At 53.1% G+C, this 20256-nt stretch carries 22 protein-coding genes; 7 read left to right on the top strand and 15 right to left on the bottom strand.

All coding sequences use genetic code 11. The features are described from left to right. The first annotated feature begins 6 nt into the window (after window positions 1-6). Window positions 7-822, top strand: a complete 816-nt coding sequence (locus tag WNY38_RS07445) for a hypothetical protein (protein WP_342856706.1) — start codon at window positions 7-9, stop codon at window positions 820-822. A gap of 122 nt (window positions 823-944) precedes the next feature. Here WNY38_RS07445 and WNY38_RS07440 read toward each other — a convergent pair whose 3' ends face one another. The 4 genes from WNY38_RS07440 to smpB all read right to left on the bottom strand — a co-directional run bounded on the left by WNY38_RS07440 (window position 945) and on the right by smpB (window position 4076). Beyond that, the gene (locus tag WNY38_RS07440) at window positions 945-2129 is read right to left on the bottom strand and encodes an amino acid aminotransferase (protein ID WP_342856784.1); all 1185 of its coding nucleotides are present in this window, start codon (window positions 2127-2129) and stop codon (window positions 945-947) included. Beyond that, a complete protein-coding gene (gene sseA / locus WNY38_RS07435) occupies window positions 2129-2983 on the bottom strand; it encodes a 3-mercaptopyruvate sulfurtransferase (RefSeq protein WP_342856705.1) in 855 nt (284 codons plus the stop codon). The genes WNY38_RS07440 and sseA overlap by 1 nt, the downstream gene beginning before the upstream one ends. Window positions 2984-3150: 167 nt before the next feature. After that, window positions 3151-3456 (bottom strand): hypothetical protein, encoded by a 306-nt coding sequence (locus WNY38_RS07430; protein ID WP_342856704.1) that lies wholly within the window; start codon window positions 3454-3456, stop codon window positions 3151-3153. A 140-nt stretch (window positions 3457-3596) separates the two neighbouring features. Then, window positions 3597-4076, bottom strand: a complete 480-nt coding sequence (gene smpB / locus WNY38_RS07425; protein WP_342856703.1) for an SsrA-binding protein SmpB — start codon at window positions 4074-4076, stop codon at window positions 3597-3599. 94 nt (window positions 4077-4170) lie between these two features. Here smpB and WNY38_RS07420 point away from each other — a divergent pair, with 94 nt between their 5' ends. Continuing rightward, window positions 4171-4623 carry an ion channel gene (locus WNY38_RS07420; RefSeq protein ID WP_342856702.1) on the top strand — a complete coding sequence of 151 codons (453 nt, stop codon included), beginning with the start codon at window positions 4171-4173 and terminating at the stop codon, window positions 4621-4623. Between the two features lie 51 nt (window positions 4624-4674). Here the strand turns inward: WNY38_RS07420 and dapA are convergent, their stop codons facing one another. Next, complete coding sequence (gene dapA / locus WNY38_RS07415; RefSeq protein ID WP_342856701.1) at window positions 4675-5547, bottom strand: 4-hydroxy-tetrahydrodipicolinate synthase; 873 nt, start codon at window positions 5545-5547, stop codon at window positions 4675-4677. A gap of 190 nt (window positions 5548-5737) precedes the next feature. Between dapA and WNY38_RS07410 the strand changes: the two genes are divergently transcribed. Next, window positions 5738-7663, top strand: a complete 1926-nt coding sequence (locus WNY38_RS07410; RefSeq protein WP_342856700.1) for a lytic transglycosylase domain-containing protein — start codon at window positions 5738-5740, stop codon at window positions 7661-7663. A 7-nt stretch (window positions 7664-7670) separates the two neighbouring features. Here the strand turns inward: WNY38_RS07410 and WNY38_RS07405 are convergent, their stop codons facing one another. Together WNY38_RS07405 and mnmD are read right to left on the bottom strand one after the other, a co-directional pair. After that, window positions 7671-8567: a DMT family transporter gene (locus WNY38_RS07405; RefSeq protein ID WP_342856699.1), complete on the bottom strand. Its 897-nt coding sequence runs from the start codon at window positions 8565-8567 to the stop codon at window positions 7671-7673. Continuing rightward, window positions 8564-9253 (bottom strand): tRNA (5-methylaminomethyl-2-thiouridine)(34)-methyltransferase MnmD, encoded by a 690-nt coding sequence (mnmD, locus tag WNY38_RS07400; protein WP_342856698.1) that lies wholly within the window; start codon window positions 9251-9253, stop codon window positions 8564-8566. Before mnmD ends, WNY38_RS07405 begins: the two co-directional genes overlap by 4 nt. Before the next feature lie 34 nt (window positions 9254-9287). Between mnmD and WNY38_RS07395 the strand changes: the two genes are divergently transcribed. Continuing rightward, window positions 9288-10376 carry an FAD-binding oxidoreductase gene (locus tag WNY38_RS07395; protein WP_342856697.1) on the top strand — a complete coding sequence of 363 codons (1089 nt, stop codon included), beginning with the start codon at window positions 9288-9290 and terminating at the stop codon, window positions 10374-10376. Here WNY38_RS07395 and WNY38_RS07390 read toward each other — a convergent pair. From WNY38_RS07390 to sfsA, 4 genes are all read right to left on the bottom strand, one after another. Next, complete coding sequence (locus tag WNY38_RS07390; protein WP_342856696.1) at window positions 10373-10918, bottom strand: NAD(P)H-dependent oxidoreductase; 546 nt, start codon at window positions 10916-10918, stop codon at window positions 10373-10375. The genes WNY38_RS07395 and WNY38_RS07390 overlap by 4 nt on opposite strands. Window positions 10919-10933: 15 nt before the next feature. After that, window positions 10934-11542, bottom strand: coding sequence for a cob(I)yrinic acid a,c-diamide adenosyltransferase (gene cobO / locus WNY38_RS07385; RefSeq protein ID WP_342856695.1), 609 nt, complete (start codon window positions 11540-11542; stop codon window positions 10934-10936). Between the two features lie 171 nt (window positions 11543-11713). Further along, window positions 11714-12556: a type I methionyl aminopeptidase gene (gene map / locus WNY38_RS07380; RefSeq protein ID WP_342856694.1), complete on the bottom strand. Its 843-nt coding sequence runs from the start codon at window positions 12554-12556 to the stop codon at window positions 11714-11716. Window positions 12557-12622: 66 nt separating this feature from the next. After that, the gene (gene sfsA / locus WNY38_RS07375) at window positions 12623-13315 is read right to left on the bottom strand and encodes a DNA/RNA nuclease SfsA (RefSeq protein WP_342856693.1); all 693 of its coding nucleotides are present in this window, start codon (window positions 13313-13315) and stop codon (window positions 12623-12625) included. Window positions 13316-13360: 45 nt separating this feature from the next. On the opposite strand from sfsA, the gene WNY38_RS07370 reads away from it, so the two are divergent. The 3 genes from WNY38_RS07370 to WNY38_RS07360 are packed head-to-tail and all read left to right on the top strand — an operon-like array spanning window position 13361 to window position 15786. Further along, on the top strand, window positions 13361-14092 hold the full coding sequence (locus tag WNY38_RS07370; RefSeq protein ID WP_342856692.1) for a molybdopterin-binding protein: 732 nt from the start codon (window positions 13361-13363) through the stop codon (window positions 14090-14092). After that, complete coding sequence (locus tag WNY38_RS07365) at window positions 14092-14805, top strand: GNAT family N-acetyltransferase (protein WP_342856691.1); 714 nt, start codon at window positions 14092-14094, stop codon at window positions 14803-14805. The genes WNY38_RS07370 and WNY38_RS07365 overlap by 1 nt, the downstream gene beginning before the upstream one ends. Window positions 14806-14808: 3 nt before the next feature. Continuing rightward, window positions 14809-15786 (top strand): OmpA family protein, encoded by a 978-nt coding sequence (locus WNY38_RS07360; RefSeq protein WP_342856690.1) that lies wholly within the window; start codon window positions 14809-14811, stop codon window positions 15784-15786. 21 nt (window positions 15787-15807) lie between these two features. Here the strand turns inward: WNY38_RS07360 and WNY38_RS07355 are convergent, their stop codons facing one another. From WNY38_RS07355 to WNY38_RS07340, 4 genes are all read right to left on the bottom strand, one after another. Then, window positions 15808-16716 carry a LysR family transcriptional regulator gene (locus WNY38_RS07355; protein WP_342856689.1) on the bottom strand — a complete coding sequence of 303 codons (909 nt, stop codon included), beginning with the start codon at window positions 16714-16716 and terminating at the stop codon, window positions 15808-15810. 198 nt (window positions 16717-16914) lie between these two features. After that, window positions 16915-18933: an NADPH-dependent 2,4-dienoyl-CoA reductase gene (locus tag WNY38_RS07350; RefSeq protein WP_342856688.1), complete on the bottom strand. Its 2019-nt coding sequence runs from the start codon at window positions 18931-18933 to the stop codon at window positions 16915-16917. Between the two features lie 96 nt (window positions 18934-19029). Beyond that, a complete protein-coding gene (locus tag WNY38_RS07345) occupies window positions 19030-19416 on the bottom strand; it encodes a hypothetical protein (protein WP_342856687.1) in 387 nt (128 codons plus the stop codon). 10 nt (window positions 19417-19426) lie between these two features. Continuing rightward, a complete protein-coding gene (locus tag WNY38_RS07340; RefSeq protein WP_342856686.1) occupies window positions 19427-20200 on the bottom strand; it encodes a DUF6478 family protein in 774 nt (257 codons plus the stop codon). Window positions 20201-20256 lie beyond the last annotated feature (56 nt).

Here is a 20256-nt window from a genome sequence, read left to right as displayed (position 1 = left end):
GTCAGAATGACATTTATCTACCGTGCGCTTGGCGCTCATATCTTACTGTTCGTCGCGTTGGGGTCGGCCATCGCGGAACCCAGTACCGTGATCGGTGGATCTTTGTTTTTCCAAAGTCGCGGCGTTCTTGCGCCAACGGGCAGTGCTCAACCACTCTTTCTTGCATCAACACAAAGCCCAAGTCTTGTCCCTACCAACGCCAATCTGGGGTTCTTTACGCCGCTGCCGCCCCGCCCCGAACCCATCGCCAAGCCCACAACAGTTAGCCTTCCCGTCGCCCTTCCCAAACAGAACCATGTGATGACCGCTGCCATGCGAGCACCATATCGCCAGCCCAAGGGGGTGACATCCGTCGACCAGATCCGATTCATAATCGGCCAGGCCGAATCCCGTCGCGATGGCTATGACGCGGTTCAACATGGCGCCAAGGTGCGCACCCCAAAACGCCCAACAAAAATGACAATTGGCGAAATCTACGCCTGGATCAGTGCAACCCCAGGGCAGCCTCACGCCATCGGTCGCTACCAGTTCATTCCCAAGACCCTAAAGCGAGTGGTTGCGGAACTTAGCTTACCCAAAAGCACCCTGTTTACGGCTGAGGTGCAAGACGCGCTGTCTGATATTCTACTGATCGACGCTGGGCTGCTAGCATTTCAAGCCGGAGACATGAAGCGGCATGACTTCATGAACAACCTCGCGAAAATTTGGGCTGGCTTGCCCAATTCTAGTGGAAAATCACATTATCATGGGTTTGCTGGAAACAAGGCGTCGCTCACTTGGAAAGCCTTTGATGCCCAGATGCAAAAAATTCAATCAGGCTAACATCAGTCTTTCAATAAGCGTTCAAAGGGGCTCCGATACGCGCGCAGTAGCGCCAATCACCCCCCCTCGAATACAAAAAGGCCCCCTGATGAGGGCCTTTTCGTCTCAAATGCAGTGCAAGATCATTTACAAGATTTTGCAATTGCTTCTGCCAAAAATGGCACTGTGCTTGGCTTCAGCCCTGCAATATTCATACGGCTGTCAGATACCATGTAGATCGCGAAATCTTCGCGCATCTTCATCACTTCCTCAGGCGTCGCACCAATGCGCGAGAACATCCCACGGTGCTGGGCGATGAAATCAAACCGATCAGAATTGGTCCGCTGGCGCAGTTCATCTGACAATTGTGTGCGCAGGCCAAGCATGCTCAAACGCACCTCTTCCAGCTCGGTTTTCCACTGCGCCGTCAGTGTCTCATCCGTCAATACGGTCGTCACCAAACGCGCGCCGTGGTCTGGTGGAAATGAAAACGCGACACGGTTCAAGTAGTTCATGTTTGCCTGTGTCTTGGCAGTCATGGACGCGTCTTCCGAGATCGCCATCAAGCAACCAGTGCGTTCGCGGTAAACACCAAAGTTTTTAGAGCATGACGCCGCCACAAGCATCTCCGGCAACTTGGACGCCAACAAACGTGTGGGCGCTGCGTCTTCTTCTAGACCGTCACCAAAGCCTTGGTATGCGATATCAACCAAAGCCAACGCGCCTTTGTCCGCAATCAAGTCAGCCACAAGCCCGAATTGTTCGAGGGTCAAGTTTGCACCCGTTGGATTGTGACAGCAGCCGTGCAACAACACCATGTCGCCGGCCTGAACACCTTTAAGGCTGCCCATCATCGCGTCGAAATCAACGTTGCAAGACACCTCGTCGAAGTAGGCATATTCAGTATTCGGAATGCCCATGAATTTCAAAATAGCCAAATGGTTGGGCCAAGTTGGATTCGATGTCCAAACCGTCAAATCAGGATTCGCCAAACGCGCCAATTCAAAAGCTTGACGGATGGCGCCGGTCCCACCGGGCGTTGCGATAACCCCCACACGTTCGGCATCAACGCTGTCAGCCAAAACCAGCTTACGCATAGCCTGACCAAATTCAGGATCACCAGATAGGCCAGTGTAGACCTTGGTTGTCTCGTTGTCCCAAACCTTTTTGCTGGCAGCACGCACCGCGTGCATCACAGGGGTTTGACCCGCGCCATCTTTGTAGACGCCCACACCAAGATCGATTTTGGTGTCACGTGTATCCTCACGACACAGCGTGATCAGCTGCATAATCGGATCGGGGTATTGTGTGGTCAAGTTATTCAGCATCATGCTTCTCCTGTTGCAACTTTAAGGTCGCCATACATGCCCCATTCCGCCCAGCTTCCATCAAAAAGCGCATGCTTTGCCCCGATTCGCTCAAGTGCAAGGCTTAGGATTGCAGCCGTGACACCTGAGCCACAGGATGTGATTGCGGGCTTGGTCAAATCGACACCTGCAGCTTCAAATATAAGGCGCAACTCGCCGGGATGTTTCATCGTACTATCTGCTTGCAGCAGACTGCCAAACGGCACATTCCGTGCATTCGGAATGTGGCCAACCCGAAGTCCAGCGCGCGGTTCGGGGGCCTCTCCGCGAAAACGTAGGCCAGAACGCGCATCGATTATTGTGTGGTCACCAAGCTTTGACGACGAAGCCACTTGGGTCACATTGCGCAACAAATCGCTTTGTTCAACGACGACCATATGGCGATCGCGAATAACCGGTGGTTCGGTTGTTGTTGGGCGTTTTTCGGCCTTCCACTTAGGCAACCCGCCATCCAAAACGGCAACTTTGTTTTGACCAAAATATTTGAACATCCACCAAAGGCGCGGCGCGGAAAAAAGGCCTGATCCATCGTAAATAACAACTTGATGCCCGTCGCCGACACCAAGAGCGCGCATACGTGACATAAATTTTTCGGCGGGCGGCAGCATATGGGGCAGGCTTGAGCGAGCATCGGAAACATCATCGATGTCAACAAATCGTGCGCCCGCGATGTGCCCGGCCAAATATTCGGCTTTGGCGTCTCGGTTCATGTCTGGAAGATACCAGGACGCATCGATCAGACGCAAATCTGGGTCTTTTAGGTGTTCGGCGAGCCATGTCGTCGAGACGAGCGTTTTCGGATCGCTATGGGGCATTTTTCGGCCTTTAAATTGTTGCACCTTCGCATACCGCCATGTCTCGTTTCATGCAAGACACGAGACCCCCAAAGGTATGTTTTTGGATCAAAATAGCTGAATTTGGACCGATAAACGCAAAAAGACCCGCATTATTTGCGCGTCCCTAAAAGTCATCTAAATCTCTTTTAGGCTTTGCGCATCTGCACTTTAAGCAGGCCAACAACAACCATCAAAACACCACCGCCAACACCACCGCCAGCAAAACTCTGAACGATTGCCTCGACATCCGAACCGCCAGCTCCGGTTGCCGTTTCAGCAACCGCTCCTACGCCGCCGGAACTTAGCTTACTCAAAAGTTGCCCGCCAATGCCTCCGCCAACAAGACCTACAACCGAGTTCCCAAGCGTTCCAAGATCCAGCCTAGTGACAAGTTTGCCAACAGCGTTTCCGCCCACGGCACCAAAAACCAATTGAATGAGCAAATGCTCCATATCGTCTCCCTCAAGGACCAAACACTGAGCTACAAACGGGCCCGTCGCTTTGTTGCTCAATCCTTAAAGGAGAACGAAAGCGTGGAACTAGGGGAGAAATCGCAATCTTTTCCCCAGATTAGGCAATCACAGCTGCCAGTTTAAGAATTGTGGCGCAACAACCGTGACTTTTGGCGATCCCAATCACGCTTCGCATCGGTGGCGCGTTTGTCGTGGTTTTTCTTACCCTTAGCGACGCCAATTTTGATTTTGACACGGCCTTTATGGTTGAAATACATCACCAGAGGCACAAGGGTCATGCCCTCACGCCCAGTGGCCTGCCAGAGTTTAGCAAGCTCGCGTTTAGACACAAGCAACTTGCGTCTGCGCCGTTCTTCATGCGGGAACATCGCTTGTTGGTACGGCGCAATGTAGGAATTAACCAACCACAGCTCGTGCTCTTCAACCGCCGCATAGCTTTCCGCAATGTTCGATCCGCCCGTGCGCAAAGATTTGACCTCAGAACCATGCAGCAAGACGCCACATTCGAGATCACTCTCGATGGCATAGTCGTAGCGTGCGCGCCGATTCTCGGCGATCACTTTGTAGTTCTTTTCTTCTGCGGTCTGTTTCTTTGCCATAATCCTGATCAAATAGGGCATCCGCAGGACAGTGTCCACTGGCCCGCGCAGGCTTGCTCTGTCATATTCGAGCAAAATCAGAGGTTACCTGATCATGTTCATACAAATTTTCGTCGGCACCTGCCTTATTTTGCTGTCCGTTGCCGTGGCCACGCTTGGATTCTTGGTCTTCGAAATCATCCTGAATCGCGCACACAGGTGGTTGATCAAGGAGCCGCATCGCCCGAAGCTAGCCGCAGTTCTGGCCAGCGCGGTGATCGCGGTGTTGTGGATGATCACGGCTGGCGTCTGGATTTGGGCCATTGCTTTTCGCATGCTCGGAATTTTTACAGAGTTCGAAGAAGCGCTTTATTTTGCATTGGTCGCCTTTACCACGCTTGGCTTTGGCGATCTTTTGTTACCAGTCGAATGGCGTTTACTCAGCGGGATGTGCGCCACCAACGGGTTATTGAATATCGGCATGATGACCGCTTTGCTGATGGAAGTGCTGCGCCATGTGCGACGCAACCAGCTGGACACTTTGAAAAAGCGCAGGCCAACCAGCTGATAAAAAAAGGGAGGCCAACGCCCCCCTTTCAAATTTCAATGCGATTTCGCGTTATAGCAATTCAGCGAACTCAAGTGCGGACTTAATTTGCGCCTTGGTTTCGTCTGCCACTGGCAAAAGCGGCAAGCGTACGTCTTCGGAACATAGATTCAAAAGTGACATCGCGTATTTCACGCCACACAGGCCCGGCTCAGTAAAGATCGCTTGGTGCAACGGCATAAGCTTGTCGGTGATTGCCAAAGCAGTTGCAAAATCGCCTTTCAGCGTTGCAGCCTGCATTTCACTGCACAGTTTTGGAGCTACGTTCGCAGTCACAGAGATACAGCCACGTCCACCATGGGCATTGAAGCCCAAGGCCGTCGCGTCCTCCCCAGACATCTGCAAAAAGTCAGTGCCGCAGGTGATCCGTGTGGCAGGCACACGCGCCAAATCCCCAGTTGCATCTTTTACGCCAACAATGCGCGGCAGTTTTGCCAATTCGCCCATGGTCGCAGGTGTCATATCTACGATAGACCGGCCAGGGATGTTGTAGATGATGATCGGGATATCCGCCGCCTCATGAATGGCGGTGAAATGCGCGATCAAACCCGCCTGGGTTGGTTTGTTGTAATATGGCGTGACCACCAAAACAGCATCCGCACCAACAGACGCCGCGTGACGTGCAAGGTGAATGCTTTCAGCTGTATTGTTAGAGCCAGCGCCAGCAATCACAGGAATGCGGCCAGCCACAGTTGCCACAACCGCTTCGACAACTTGTTCGTGCTCAGCGTGAGACAAAGTTGGGCTTTCGCCTGTGGTGCCCACAGGAACAAGACCGTTTGTGCCTTGCTCGATGTGCCACTCAACCAAACGTTTGAGCGCGTCAAAGTCCACTGAGCCGTCCTTCAACGGCGTCACCAGGGCTGGAAATGACCCTTTAAACATTGTGCGCTCCTTTTCGTCTGTAAGTTGGGCGACCATCGCCCGCGCGGGACTGAATCGCCCCTTTAAAGTCACGCGGAAACTAGCCGCCTTCGACGGGAATGCCAAGATTGTGTCTTGCGACTTGAGGCATACGCACTACCTTTGTGACAATACGGACAAAAAGTCCGAGCACGAGAGGCACATACCCACAATGATGCGCGTCATCTACATATCTGTTTTCATGGCATTTTCTTCACCATCACTCGCGCAATCGACTGATGCGCAAGCCCTCAGTGCTGCATATAAATTTCGTGCTTCTGGCGATTGGGGGGCTGCAAAATCGCAAGTAAATGGGCTTGGGCAGGACGTTATTGAGTGGCATCGCTTGCGCGCGGGCATAGGTACCTTTGACGATTACCGCGCATTTTTACGCGAGAACGCAGATTGGCCGGGTCTGCCTTTGTTGGCTCAAAAGGGCGAAACTGCGATTCCTGAGGACGCAGAACCGCGACAAATCATCGACTATCTGACGGCTTATCCCCCACGCACCGCACAAGGCGCTTTGCAGTTGATCGACGCTTATGAGGCCACGGGCGCGACAGGCGATGCCGCCGCGCAAGCCGTGATCACATGGCGCGAATTGTCCTTGTCTGCGACAGAGGCGCAAACCTTGATCGATCGTTACGGCGATACCGTCACGGACCACAGCACCGCGCGCATGCAGCGCGCGCTTTGGGATGGCAACTACGACGAAGCGATGCGCGTCGCAGCGCTTTTACCCGACGGATGGAGTGAATTGGTCACGGCGATCAAAGCCGTTGCCGAGGACGAAACAGGCATGAACACGGCCATCAACGCTGTGCCCAACGCATTGGGCGGGATGCCTGTTCTCAGCTATGAGCGTTTTATTTGGCGAGCAAAAAACAACGGCGCTGACGACGCCGTGACATGGATGCTGCAACATTCCACAAGCCGAGAGGCGCTGGGAGACCCAGAACGCTGGGGTGACCGCAGGCGCGCCTTGGCGCGTCAGATGATGCGCGATGGCAAGGTTCGAATTGCCTATTCTGCGGCTTCACGTCATTACCTGCGACCAGACGAAGACCACTATGCTGATCTTGAATGGCTGTCTGGCTATATTGCACTGCGCTATTTAAATGACCCTGCGCTGGCTTTGGATCACTTCAATCGTTTTCGTATTTCTGTCGCCACACCGATCTCGTTGGGGCGTGCTGGATACTGGGAAGGGCGCGCCTTAGAGGCCATGGGCGCAAAAGATGACGCCGCTGCTGCCTACGCATTTGGGGCGCAGTTTCAGACGTCGTTCTATGGTCTGTTGGCCGCCGAGCGCGCCGGCATAGCAATGGATTCGAACCTTGTGAGCGAGGCTCGATTTACGCCCTACGCGCAGGCCACCTTTATGGGCTCAAACGTGTTGCAAGCCGCACTGCTACTGTATGAGGCAGATGATCTTCCCCTCGCGGCACGGTTTATGCGCCACCTTGGCGAGGCTTTGACACCGCAAGAATTGGGCCAATTGGGCGATCTCGCGCTCGATACAGACCCCTACCTTGCAGTACTGGTGGCCAAGTTTGCCGCCAGTGAGGGCGTCATGTTAGATCGCGCGTATTATCCGTTGCAGGGGCTGGAAAAAAACGCCCTGCCCGTGCCCCCTGAATTGGCCTTATCGATTGCACGACGCGAAAGTGAATTTTACCCCAAAGCGCGATCCTACGTGGGCGCGGCTGGGTTAATGCAACTGATGCCGAACACGGGTAAAGCTATGGCTGAACGCGTCGGCCTGCAAAGTTTTGAGACAAATGATCTGTATGATCCTGCTGTCAACGTGCGCCTTGGGTCCGAATATTTAGCCAAGCTCACAGAGGATTATGGTTATAATATTCCATTGATCGCAGCAGGTTATAATGCCGGGCCATCTCGCGCGAACGCCTGGATCGAACGCTATGGCGATCCGCGTTCAAGTGATACGAATGTCATCGATTGGATCGAGCACATTCCTTTTCGCGAAACTCGGAATTACGTCATGCGCGTCGCCGAAAGCGTGCCTGTATATCGCGCGAGGCTAAGCGGAGGCGTGCAGCCGATCACCTTATCCAAAGACCTAAAAGCGCGATAAGCAAGCATTATCGCTTACTGCGCGAGGCGGCTATCTGTGCGCGCACAAGGGCAAAAACCCCTGCCCCGACCACAAGCGTCGTACCTATCACCACGTTCAATCTGATCACATCACCAAAGACCAAGACGCCCATCACGGATGCAAACGCCAAATGCAGATAGGCAAAGGGCTGAATGGCAGAAGCTTCGGCAAGCTCATAAGCGCGTATCAAAAGGTAATGCCCCAAAGTGGCAGAGGCACAGAGAAGCGCCATCATCGCCCAGTCGGCAGGCGTCATAGGTTCCCAAAACCACGCGCCAATCAGCGTCATCACAACAGCGCCGGACACACCTGTGTAGAAAAACGTCACCGAGGCCGGGTCCTTGCGAGACACGTAGCGATTGAGCAACCCGTAGACGGCAAACATGACCGCTGCGACAAGTGGATATATAGCTTCTGGCGCAAAAACACCCCCGCTCGGTTTCAAAATGATCAAAACACCCACAAAGCCCACGGCCACTGACATCCAGCGCCGCCACCCGATTTTCTCACCCAAAATTGGGCCTGACAAAGCAGTGATCAGCAATGGATAGATGGCAAACATAGCATGACCTTCGACAAGCCCAAGTTTGACAAACCCGATCACCATCACGATCACTTCAAGCGCCAAAACAGCCCCTCGAAACATTTGCAGTTTCGGCTGTGCGGACCGGATCACGGCACGCAGGCCACCATTGGTGCGCGCAGACCACATGATTACGAAACCTGCGAAAAACCAGTAGCGGATCATCATCACCATATAAACGTTGTATTCGCCTGCCAGATGGCGCGACAATCCGTCTTGCATGGCAAAAATGAACATGGTGATGACCATAATCCAAATGCCCATGGTTGAATTTTGTGTGCTCGGTTGAGATGGGGTCATGTGGTCTGTCCTGAGGGTGTGGCTGTAAAAGTTCCGCGGCTCATGTGGCGTTTGTTGCCAAAGCCTGTGACGCGCTCGACGCCAAAGCCCGCCGCACTCAATGAGCGACGCACATGCCCTGCCGCCGTATAGGTCGCAAATGTGCCTCCAAGTGCCGTATGTTCACCAACCTGTGCCATCAATTCAGCGCTCCAAAGCTCAGGATTTTTGGCAGGGGAAAACCCGTCCAAAAACCATGCATCGGCTTTGCCAGACCAAAGCTCAAGCGTCTTGCGCGCATCGCCGACAACCACATCTACCTCAATATTTTTGACCCTAAAGCGGCGCAATCCATCACGCCAAGCGCTTAAGAATGGGTCTGCAATGGCAGCTGCTTCGGGAAACGCACTGAGCGCCGTTTCAATATCGTCCGCAATCATGGGATAGGCTTCAAATGACGTGAACCTAAGTGTTTCATCACCTTGCCACATCAACGCCAAAGCCAACATGTTAAGCCCCGTTCCAAAACCCAATTCGGCCACATGGAATCCGGCGTTCAAGCGTGCAGGCAAATCGTTGCCCGCCAAAAACACGTGACGTGTTTCTTCCAGACCGGAGCCAATGGAAAAATACGGATCATCAAATTGTGTTGATACAGGAATGACCCCGTCCCGCCATTCAATGGCTGCTGTCTGGTGGTTGTTCATGGGATGTCTTAGGTAAGGAGAATATGGGCCGACCATGCGCGCGTGTTCGGCGAAACTCAATGGGCAAAAATCCACTATGTGCAGTGCAGACATCACTATCTATGGCGCCGGTGCCTTTGGGTTAACAGCAGCGTTTGAGGCGCTGACGCGTGGCGCCAAAGTGCGCGTCATTGATCCGAACGGCGTTGGTTTTGGGTCCTCTGGCGGTATTGTGGGCGCATTGGCGCCACACACACCAGAACGGTGGGACCAAGCGAAAGAGTTTCAACTGGACAGTCTTTTGCTATCGCGCATGTATTGGCCGAAGGTTGAGCAGATCGCGGGACTCTCAACTGGCTACGGCAATTTGGGGCGTTTGCAGGCCATTCCCAACGATCATCAGCTTGAGCTCGCTCATCTGCGTTCGACCTCCGCACAAAACTTGTGGCGTGGCCTTGCAGATTGGCGGATCATTTCCGTGAACGAAGCACTAGGTTGGGCGCCACATTCGCCAACCGGTTGGCTTGTCCAAGATACCTTATCGGCGCGCATCAACCCTGCTCTCGCTTGTGCGGCACTGGCTGAGGCTGTGGTCGCACTTGGTGGCGAGATCGTGACGCAAGCCGCGCCTGAGGGCAAGGTGATCCATGCAACAGGCGTCTGGGGATTGACTGAAATGAGCAAACGTTTAGATCACGAGGTCGGCAATGGCGTCAAAGGCCAAGCGATTTTATTGCAATACGATCTACCCAACGCGCCGCAAATTTTCACCGGCGGCGTGCACATCATTCCGCACAGTGACGGGACTTTAGCCATCGGGTCGACATCAGAGCGCTATTTTGACAACCCGCAAAGCACTGATGAATTGGCCGATGATCTTTTGGCACGCGCCATCACGGCGATGCCACAACTGTCAGACGCGCCTGTTCTAAAACGATGGGCTGGCGTGCGCCCGCGTTCAGCCACGCGCGAGCCAATGATGGGCGCAGATCCCGACCGCAAAGGCGAATTTGTCTTCAATGGCGGGTTTAAAATCGGCTTTGGCATCGTGCCGCTCGCAGCACAACGATTGATCGATTTGGTGCTGGATGAGCGTGACACTATTCCAGAGAACTTCAAAGTTGAGGCGTCGCTGGGCGATTAAGTCCTTTTATCAACCACCGCCCGTAAAGCGGCCATCAGCGTATCCAAACTCGCCTGAGATCGCGCATCGATCAGAGCGCCATCTGCATCAAAAGCTTTCCCTGAGTTAGCGATCAAAACTTCGGGTGCTTGCAGCAGTTGCGCGTTGAACGGCGTCATCGCCCAGCGCAATGAATATTGCGCGCGCTCGCCGCCTGCACGCCCTGCAGCCGCGGACATAATCGCAACCGGTTTGTGCGCCCAAGGTGACATGCCAGTGCGACTGACCCAATCCAGTGCATTTTTCAAAACGCCCGAGATCATCTTGTTGTACTCAGGTGTCGCAATGATCACCGCATCGGCATCGCGAATTTGCTCTGCAAGCGTCATGACGCTGGGTGGCATACCGCTATCAGATTCCACGTCGCCATCATAAAGCGGTACATTCAAATCGGCCAACGTGAAATCACACGGCCCAAAGGATTTTGCCGCCGCATGAACCAATTGAGTGTTGGTCGAGGCCATGCGCAATGCGCCCGAAATTCCGAGAAGCTTCAAAGTCATATCCAAGGGCCTCGCTTAATACTCTACGCCTATTTGTGCTTTCACACCGGATCGGAACGGATGTTTGACCAACTCCATCTCAGTCACCAAATCGGCAGCCTCAATAAGTTCTTCTTTGGCGTTGCGCCCCGTCAAAACCACATGCGTCAGCGGCGGTTTTTCGGCCTGCAAGAAGGCAACAACTTCGTTCACATCGACATAGTCATAGCGCATCGCGATGTTGATCTCATCAAGCAGCACCATGCGGTTGCTGTCATCTCGGATCAATTCTTTGGCCTTGGCCCAAGCAGCCTGCGCCATTTCGATGTCGCGGGCTTTGTCTTGGGTTTCCCACGTAAAGCCTTCGCCCATGGTGTGAAATTCGCAAATGTCGCCAAAGCGTTCGGTGATCAGATTGCGCTCGCCGCATTCCATGCCACCTTTTATAAATTGCACAACACCGCATTTCATATCATGCGCGATGCAGCGAAAAATCATGCCAAAGGCCGCAGAGGATTTCCCTTTACCCTTGCCTGTATGCACCATGATCAGACCTTTTTCGCCTGTTTTCGTAGACATGATTTTATCGCGGGCGATTTTTTTCTTCGCCATTTTGATGGCGTGGCGGGCGTGATCTTCGCTCATGGGTCTCTCCTAAATAGGGTGACCACAAATCTGCCTTGCTAGAGCACGAATGGCAATGGGCAAGCGTGTGATGCTATACGTGTTTTCAACGGAAAAAAGGCCGTCCTACGATTGGGACGGCCCTCTTTTCAGTGTGATGTGCAGATCACAATAAGCAATCTGGCTAGCGCATCAGAATTTAGGAAAATACAGATCGCCCGGCGATAAGGTGCAAATCTCACATCCTGTCGCGGTCACAATAATAGAATGTTCAAACTGCGCTGTGAGTTTTTTATCCACAGTGATCGCGGTCCAATCGTCTTTCAAAACTTTTGTTTCTGGACGCCCCATGTTGATCATCGGCTCAATCGTAAAGATCATGCCTTCTTCCAAAACGGGCGCTATTTCGCCTGCACGACGCGCTGGAACATAGTGCAAAACATTGGGCGGAGAGTGAAATACCCGTCCGATACCGTGACCGCAAAAATCACGCACGACAGACATACGGTTTTTATGGGCGTGCGTTTGGATCGCGCTGCCGATGTCATCAAAGGTGTTGCCCGGCTTGACCGCATCGATGCCAAACATCAACGCGTCATGGGTCACAGTGATAAGGCGCTCTGCGAATTTTTTGGTTTTGCCCGCGACATACATCCGGCTTGTATCGCCGAACCAACCGTCTTTGATGACAGTGATGTCGATATTGACGATATCACCTTCAAGCAAGACATCATCTTTGCGTCCAGGAATTTTCGATCCAGGAATGCCGTGACACACCACATGATTGACTGAAATACACGACGCGTGCGCATAGCCTTTGTAGCCGATGGTGGCTGACGTTGTTCCCAGTTCGACAACACGACGTTCCACAAAGGCGTCAATCTCGCCTGTGGTCGCGCCGGGCTGAACCAATGGTCCAACTTCGTCCAAAATCTGGGCGGCCACCTGACCAGAGGCGTGCATGCCTGCATAATCTGATGGCTCATAAATGCGAATGCCGTCTTTGGTGATGCGGCCATGATGCGTGTCGTTCACATCGTTCTCCTGATTGCGATGCGGGTGATATAAGCCCAAAGGCAGCAAAGTGCCAGAGTTTAGGTATCACAGGCAGTCTAAGGGCGTTGGGTCCAGTGTGATCTCTTCGGGCGACACGCGGGTGCGCAACACCATGATCTCGACGCCGGCTTGCTTGGCGGCCGCTTCTGCAATGGCGTAAACCGGATCGATATCAGCGGCAGGCGCAAAACGATCACAATCGTCGCGACTGACGAGGTAGAGCATGACTGCGCGATCACCCGCATGAACGCGCTTGGCCAGTTCACCCAAATGCTTGGCGCCCCGCGCTGTTTTACTATCGGGGAATTCGGCCAAACCAGCTTGACGCGACAGGGTGACAGATTTCACTTCCACCCAAGTGTGCCCGCCATCATTTTCGATCAAAAAATCGACGCGCGACTTGTCCCCATAAGGCACCTCGGATCGCACATCGCCTTCCAAACCAGAGACCAATCCAGCCAAAAGTGATTCTTTAACCACCTTGTTGGCGATCCCTGTGTCGACAACAATTATAGCGCCATTTTGTTCGATTAGTCGCAATCCGTATTTGAGTTTTTTCTTGGGATCATCATTGGGTTCAACCCAAACTTTTAGGCCAGCATCCGACATGCCCATCATCGATCCTGGGTTGGGACAATGGGCAGTAACTTCGGTTCCGTCCGCCAAGCGCACATCTGCGAGAAAGCGTTTGTAGCGTTTTAGCAAAACAGCAGGAACGAGAGGGGTTTGAAAGCGCATGGTCAAGCACTATACCTTAGTCAAACTTCACTCAAGGAACTCCTTATGTCCAATCCCACCGCAGCTATGCTTGTTATCGGCGACGAAATTCTATCTGGGCGGACACGCGATGCAAATATGTATCACCTCGCCAACGAGCTGACCAAAGTTGGCGTCGACCTAAAAGAAGTGCGCGTGGTTTCGGACGACAAAGATGCGATCATCGCGGCGATTCAATCCCTAAAGCAGAGCTTTGATAGCGTGTTCACCTCTGGCGGTATCGGTCCGACCCACGACGATATTACCGCCGATTGTGTCGCCGAAGCCTTTGGTGTGGGCATCGATGTACGTCAGGATGCATATGACATAATGGCGGCGCATTACGTTGCACAAGGGTCTGAGTTCACTGAGACCCGCATGCGCATGGCCCGCATTCCTGACACCGCGACCTTGATCGACAATCCTGTGTCGATCGCCCCTGGGTTCAAGGTTGAAAATGTTTATGTGATGGCAGGCGTGCCCAAGATTTTTGAAGCGATGGTGGCCTCAGTTTTACCCACACTGACCGGTGGTGCGCCTTTGCAATCGCAGACCTACAGAATTGAACGCGGTGAAGGGATCGTCGCCACCCCGCTGCGCGCCTTGGCGGAAAAATACACTGATTTATCCATTGGGTCTTACCCGTTTCAAAAAGACGGCGCTTTTGGCACCAATATCGTTATCCGTGGCGCAAATGAGGCCGAAGTCTCCAAAGCTATGGCAGAGTTGATCACTATGTTCCCAGACAACGGCGCGTGATGACACAGACGGATCTCAGGCAGGCGCTTGAGGCCTCATGGCCTGCTGCATCTCGAACCGCTTTTGGTCCATTCGTTTGGCGTGAGGGCGCGGGAGGCGGCAACCGCGTATCTGCTGCTACGGTTCAGTATCGGCCAGATTTAGACGCGTTGAGCAAAATTGAGCGCCGATTTTCAGCAATCGATCGCGACGCTTTGTTTCAACTGCGCGAGATTGACGATGACTTCGATAGGCTTCTAGAACAACGCGGATACGACATCATGGACCCTACACTGTGCCTCGCTGCGCCTGTCGAAGCCTTTGACGGATTAGACCCAAAAGCCGCCTATTCCAGCTGGCCCCCAATTGCCGCACAACGAGATATCTGGCAAGCTGGCGGCATTAACCCCGCGCGGCTTGACGTGATGAAACGTGTTAAAATCCCAAAGACAACATTGCTGGCCCGCGCCCATGATGCGCCAGCAGGAACGGCCTTTGTTGCCGCTTTTGGCTCTATTGCGGTCCTGCACGCTCTTGAAATTTCGCCAGCGTATCGACGCCGAGGCCTTGCCCGTGCATTGATGTGTCATGCCGCAAAATGGGCTAAGGCGAACAATGCGATCACACTTACGGTTCTGGTCACTCGCGCCAACACGGCTGCGCTTGAATTGTATTCTTCACTTGGAATGCGCGAAGCTGATCATTACCACTATAGGCGAAAGGGGCAGCTTTAACATATGCCTGTGAACCCAACACCAATCGTCGACATAATGCATAAATCGGCTTTCTTGGCCTGTTTGACTGTTGGCTTAAACGCCTCGTCCGCGACAGCTCTAGAATTGAACTTGCCTGTAAATATGGTGCGTACAGCTCAGCGCGAAGAAGTCGCAACGGTTCAACCTTTGCCAAGCGCTGCTTTCGCTGGGGCAGAGACACCGTTTATAGCTGCCGAAGGGCGCGTGGTGCATACGTCCTATTCAATTTCCTTTACCAGCCTGACGCCATTTCAAATGATCGCGCCGCTCAAAGAACAGCTAGAGTCACAAGGCTATCAAAGCGTGTTCGCCTGCGCCGATACGGTTTGTGGCGGATTCGATTTTCGATACCTTCTGGACGTGCTTCCGGAACCACATATGCATGTGGACCTTGGAAATTTTCAGTATCTTTTGGCCCAAAACCCTCAGGGTGCCGTTGCAGCGCTTGTCACCAGTCGTGCACGCGCGACTGGATTTTTACATATCACTGAGGTCACCCCAGAGGATGACGAAGCGACGCTGTCGATTACCAAAGAAGCCACAATGGATACGACGGATACGATACTCGTCGCGCAGCGCCTTGGCCCGCTTGCACAAGAGTTTGCCGACCACGGATCTGTCGCACTCGACGATCTGGCATTTGAGACGGGCTCATCGCAGCTCGGAGCTGGTCCGTTTGAAACACTGCAAGCTCTGGCTCGCTTTTTGTCACAGACACCCGATGCCCGAATTATTTTGGTTGGTCACACCGATGCTGTTGGCTCACTGGATAGCAACATCGCCTTATCTCGAAAACGCGCTAATTCTGTACACGATAGATTGGTAAACCGTCATGGTGTGAACCCGCGCCAAATTACTGCTCAAGGCATCGGATACCTCGCGCCCCGCACGAGCAACATCACACCACAAGGGCGCGAGACAAACAGAAGGGTCGAAGCCGTTTTGGCCTCAACCCCCTAAAGTTTCATAATCAGGTCTGACTTAACTCCAGTTTTCTGGACCTTTGTCAGCGAAGGCATGCGCCAAGAAATCGATGAATGCGCGCACCTTGGGCTGTGTAAAACGTCCCGGAGGGTACACAGCGTAGACACCTTGAACCTCTGCTGGCAATTCAGGAATGGCTTCTTCGATCAAGCCTTTTTCCAAAGCATCAGCATATAAGAACGACGGCAAGTACGCGATGCCAAGACCGGAAATACAAGCGTTCAGCAAAGATTGACCATCATTCACGGTCAGCCAACCAGCTGTGCGCACTTGGCGTTTTTCACCGGAGGGCGCTGTCAATTTCCACACCGCAGAATTTGACTGGTTCGAATAGTGCAAAAGCTTGTGATCGTTCAGATCGTCAATTTTTTCAGGGCGACCGTATTTGTCAAAATACGCTGGGCTGCCCACCATACGTTTTGTGGTTTCCGTCAATTTACGAGCGCGCAGAGTGCTGTCTTCCAGCTCCCCAATGCGAACGGCCATATCAAAGCCTTCAGAAATCAGTTCGACGTAGCGATTGTTCAACACCATATTGACCGTGATGTCAGGGAATTCTGTCAAGAACTCACCGAGCACTGGCGAGAGATGATTGACCCCAAAATCAGTTGCCACAGAGATGCGCAACAGGCCAGACGGCGCAGATTGCATCGATGTGACCAAAGCGTCTGCTTCGCCTGCATCGTTTAAAACACGGCGGGCGCGATCATAGTAAGCCAGACCAATTTCTGTTGGGCTTACACGGCGCGTTGTACGGTTGAGCAGGCGCGCACCCAATCGGGCCTCAAGCGATGAGACGTGTTTCGAGACGGCAGATTTTGAAATCCCCATCTTCTTTGCCGCATCCGTGAAACCGCCTTGGTCTACGACAGTGGCAAAGGCTTCCATTTCGGTCAATCGATCCATTGGTGTGCTACCTAAATACTTGTGCTCGTTGCAGACCTGTATGCTGGTCAAATTGGGCAACAATGGGTCCGCCGCGGGACAATAGCGTGTTGATCTAGGAATCGTTGGAGATTTGGAAACGCAGGAATGCCATCAAAAAGTAATGCAACGTCGCCGATTTCCCTCGTAATAAAAACGACAAACAGGTGCTCGATGCACCTATAGCGTCGCAGCCAATCGTGCACCTTGATCAATGGCGCGTTTCGCATCCAATTCGGCCGCAACATCTGCGCCGCCAATCACATGCACTATTCGCCCAGCGCATTGCAGCTCATCCGCCAAAGATCGATTTGGCAGCTGGCCCGCGCATACCACAATGGTATCCGCCTTGATAAATTCACGCGCGCCCGCCTTGGTAATCCAAATACCGTCCGGTGTGATTTCATCGTAAGACACGCCGCCCAACATCCGCACGCCTTTCATCTGCAACGTAGAGCGATGAATCCAACCTGTGGTTTTACCTAGTCGTTTTCCGGGCTTTTCAGCTTTGCGTTGCAGCATCGTCACCTGTCGTCCGGGAGCCTCTGGCTGAGGGCCGTTCACAGACAGCCCACCACGATCCACCTGCGGGTCCGTGATGCCCCATTCATGCTTCCACCTATTGATATCCAATGTAGCGCTTTTATCCGTCGTCAAAAACTCGGACACATCGAACCCGATGCCACCCGCGCCGATCACCACAACATTTGCCCCGATTGAGACGTTGCCACGCAGCACATCACTGTAGGCGACAACACTGGAATGCGTGGTCTGGCCCGTGATCTGTGGGTCACGCGGCATGATGCCTGTGGCGATCACCACCTCATTGAATTCTGCAAGGTCTTGTGATGTCGCCTCATGCCCAAGCTTAACCGTGATGGAGGAGCGCTCAATCATGGTCTCATACCATTCAACCAGCCCATGGAACTCTTCTTTTCCTGGCACTTGACGCGCCAAATTGAGCTGCCCGCCCAAGACTGAGGCCTTATCAAACAAGGTCACTTTGTGTCCGCGCGCACTTGCTGTCATGGCGGCAGACAGACCGGCGGGCCCCGCGCCAACAACTGCAATCGTTTTGACGACACTGACAGGCTCATAGATCAATTCAGTTTCATGGCATGCGCGTGGATTCACCAAACATGACGTCAACTTGCCGCCAAAAGTGTGATCCAAACAGGCTTGATTGCAGGCAATACAGGGCGCGATTTCATCCGCTTTGCCTGCCGCAGCTTTGGTCACAAAATCAGGGTCGGCCAAAAACGGACGGGCCATCGACACCATATCTGCGCAGCCTTCGGCCAAAACGGCTTCGGCCACGTCAGGCATGTTGATGCGGTTCGACGTGATGACGGGAATGGACACCTCTCCCATAATTTTTTTAGTCACCCAAGAAAATGCACGGCGCGGCACCGAAGTTGCGATAGTCGGCACGCGTGCTTCGTGCCAGCCAATGCCTGTGTTTAAAATGGTCGCCCCTGCTGCCTCGATGGCTTTGGCCAGTATCACAACCTCGGACCACGTCGATCCATTGGGAATGAGATCGATCATCGACAAGCGGTAGATCAAAATAAACTCCGGCCCAACTGCGGCACGCACGCGTTTGACAACCTCGATCGCAAAGCGCATCCGGTTTTCGTATGACCCGCCCCAATCATCGCTCCGTTTGTTGGTGTGGGTCACGAGGAACTGATTGATCAGATACCCTTCTGAACCCATGATTTCGACGCCGTCATATCCAGCATTCTGAGCGCGCTGTGCAGCTTTAGCGAAATCTGCGATCTGTTTTTCTATCCCAACTGCGTCCAATTCGATCGGCTTGAACGGCGATATCGGAGATTTAATAGGTGAGGGTGCCACACAATTAGGACCGTAAGCATAGCGCCCAGCGTGCAAAATTTGCATCGCTATTTTGCCACCCGCCGCATGAACACGATCTGTGACGATCCGGTGGTTTGCGATGTCTTGGTCTGAAAACAATCCGGCAGCACCGGGATAGACCCCGCCTTCAGAATTGGGTGCCATTCCGCCGGTGACAATCAAACCTACGCCGCCCGCTGCCCTTGTCGCGTAAAAAGCAGCGACCGCATTCCAATCTTTGCGTTCCTCCAACCCAGTGTGCATCGATCCCATAAGGGTACGATTGCGCAACGTGGTGAAGCCCAGATCAAGTGGTGCCAAAAGATGCGGATACTGTGTCATGATGCGTGTCTCCCTGAGGCCCAAGTTGCACGCATGCGTCCGAAATTGTCACGCACAACGCGACGTCAAAGTCTTAGTGATCACAGCGGGCTTGGTTTAGCTATTGCCAGTTTCCAAGCAATGCCGGCGAAAGGCGCGTTTGAGCATATCAAGCTCGGCACGCAGCAAACCTAGTTCTGCGCGCACATCATCATCCAGCGCCTCACCTGCGATGATGGTAAAGCTTGCCAGTTGATCTCCAGTGTCCAGATTGGAAATTAAGAAAACCTGCACCCCATCACTGATCAATTCAGCAGGGACGGCGACGCGGAAAAACCAAACGCCTGCGCGATCAGGGTCCTCGTCGAGCACATGATCCCCAACGGGTTGGTCTAAATAAGTCACTTCAAGTGTTGGCAGAACCTCAACGTCTTCAGGTACGTGCAATTCACCTTCCCAAATACCGCCATGCAGTCGCGTTTTGATCAATTCAATTTTGCTCATGATCGTGTCCTTATAACTCTGCGCGTGGGCGACGCGAAAGCGTGAGATCGCGCAACACGATCTGATTCATTTCGGGGTCTTCAAAAATGAAATCTATCCATACTTTTTCAACCCGCTTTTCATTCAGCTTTGTGTAAGCCAGATCAAATTCGGCGAACACATCGTCAGTGGTTAATGGGACTTCACGTACCACTTGTTCCAAATTTGGCCCGTGTTTGACGTTCAGACGCGCAAAAATTTCGATCGGAGTTTCCAGATCAACCGCACAATCAAGACGCAGGACATGCCGCTTGCTCAAGCCATCGCAAACATCGTTGGGCAAATCGATCGCCAAGGATAAAAAGCTGCCATCGAAGCGAAACACATCAAGGCGCAGCCCAAAGGGTGCAAGGTCCATGTCGGAAATATTGCGAACCTGCCTATAGGTCAGCTCGGACTCACGGCAATCGTGAAACAAAGTCCCCTCGTTGCCGATACGCGCTTTCGTTAAAACCGATGACGCCCCCAAAGGTGTAATGGGCCCGCGCCATATTTCAGGCCGATAAGACCAATCCGTATACAGCGGCAATTGCATCGCATTTGAACCGACAAAAGGCAGCGCTAGACGCCCCTCAGCTTCAAAAATAAATTTATCCAATTGCACCCGCAAATCACGCGCTTGGCCGCGCACTGAACGCAGCTCACCCAATCCAATGGATGCGACTTTGTTTGCCCGCTTGGACCACCGTTTCAAAGCAGCCGCATTCAACAGCCGTTCGATGTAATTTCCAATGCGCGAACTCATATGTCTAATAAGGCCTTATATTCGTGTTCTCGAAAAATCGTCATGCTCGTTCCGTA

Source organism: Pacificibacter sp. AS14, from assembly GCF_038899935.1.
In the GTDB taxonomy this organism is placed as follows: Bacteria; Pseudomonadota; Alphaproteobacteria; order Rhodobacterales; family Rhodobacteraceae; genus Celeribacter.
Note: the sequence above shows the minus strand (reverse complement) of the source record. Positions and strands in the feature narration are given on the sequence as shown.

What these genes read in the sequence shown, in the direction of transcription:
- WNY38_RS07445 (WP_342856706.1), top strand. Translation starts at nt 7, where the DNA reads ATGACATTTATCTACCGTGCGCTTGGCGCTCATATCTTACTGTTCGTC.
- WNY38_RS07440 (WP_342856784.1), bottom strand. Translation starts at nt 2,129, where the DNA reads ATGCTGAATAACTTGACCACACAATACCCCGATCCGATTATGCAGCTG.
- sseA (WP_342856705.1), bottom strand. Translation starts at nt 2,983, where the DNA reads ATGCCCCATAGCGATCCGAAAACGCTCGTCTCGACGACATGGCTCGCC.
- WNY38_RS07430 (WP_342856704.1), bottom strand. Translation starts at nt 3,456, where the DNA reads ATGGAGCATTTGCTCATTCAATTGGTTTTTGGTGCCGTGGGCGGAAAC.
- smpB (WP_342856703.1), bottom strand. Translation starts at nt 4,076, where the DNA reads ATGGCAAAGAAACAGACCGCAGAAGAAAAGAACTACAAAGTGATCGCC.
- WNY38_RS07420 (WP_342856702.1), top strand. Translation starts at nt 4,171, where the DNA reads ATGTTCATACAAATTTTCGTCGGCACCTGCCTTATTTTGCTGTCCGTT.
- dapA (WP_342856701.1), bottom strand. Translation starts at nt 5,547, where the DNA reads ATGTTTAAAGGGTCATTTCCAGCCCTGGTGACGCCGTTGAAGGACGGC.
- WNY38_RS07410 (WP_342856700.1), top strand. Translation starts at nt 5,738, where the DNA reads ATGATGCGCGTCATCTACATATCTGTTTTCATGGCATTTTCTTCACCA.
- WNY38_RS07405 (WP_342856699.1), bottom strand. Translation starts at nt 8,567, where the DNA reads ATGACCCCATCTCAACCGAGCACACAAAATTCAACCATGGGCATTTGG.
- mnmD (WP_342856698.1), bottom strand. Translation starts at nt 9,253, where the DNA reads ATGAACAACCACCAGACAGCAGCCATTGAATGGCGGGACGGGGTCATT.
- WNY38_RS07395 (WP_342856697.1), top strand. Translation starts at nt 9,288, where the DNA reads ATGCGCGCGTGTTCGGCGAAACTCAATGGGCAAAAATCCACTATGTGC.
- WNY38_RS07390 (WP_342856696.1), bottom strand. Translation starts at nt 10,918, where the DNA reads ATGACTTTGAAGCTTCTCGGAATTTCGGGCGCATTGCGCATGGCCTCG.
- cobO (WP_342856695.1), bottom strand. Translation starts at nt 11,542, where the DNA reads ATGAGCGAAGATCACGCCCGCCACGCCATCAAAATGGCGAAGAAAAAA.
- sfsA (WP_342856693.1), bottom strand. Translation starts at nt 13,315, where the DNA reads ATGCGCTTTCAAACCCCTCTCGTTCCTGCTGTTTTGCTAAAACGCTAC.
- WNY38_RS07370 (WP_342856692.1), top strand. Translation starts at nt 13,361, where the DNA reads ATGTCCAATCCCACCGCAGCTATGCTTGTTATCGGCGACGAAATTCTA.
- WNY38_RS07365 (WP_342856691.1), top strand. Translation starts at nt 14,092, where the DNA reads ATGACACAGACGGATCTCAGGCAGGCGCTTGAGGCCTCATGGCCTGCT.
- WNY38_RS07360 (WP_342856690.1), top strand. Translation starts at nt 14,809, where the DNA reads ATGCCTGTGAACCCAACACCAATCGTCGACATAATGCATAAATCGGCT.
- WNY38_RS07355 (WP_342856689.1), bottom strand. Translation starts at nt 16,716, where the DNA reads ATGGATCGATTGACCGAAATGGAAGCCTTTGCCACTGTCGTAGACCAA.
- WNY38_RS07350 (WP_342856688.1), bottom strand. Translation starts at nt 18,933, where the DNA reads ATGACACAGTATCCGCATCTTTTGGCACCACTTGATCTGGGCTTCACC.
- WNY38_RS07345 (WP_342856687.1), bottom strand. Translation starts at nt 19,416, where the DNA reads ATGAGCAAAATTGAATTGATCAAAACGCGACTGCATGGCGGTATTTGG.
- WNY38_RS07340 (WP_342856686.1), bottom strand. Translation starts at nt 20,200, where the DNA reads ATGAGTTCGCGCATTGGAAATTACATCGAACGGCTGTTGAATGCGGCT.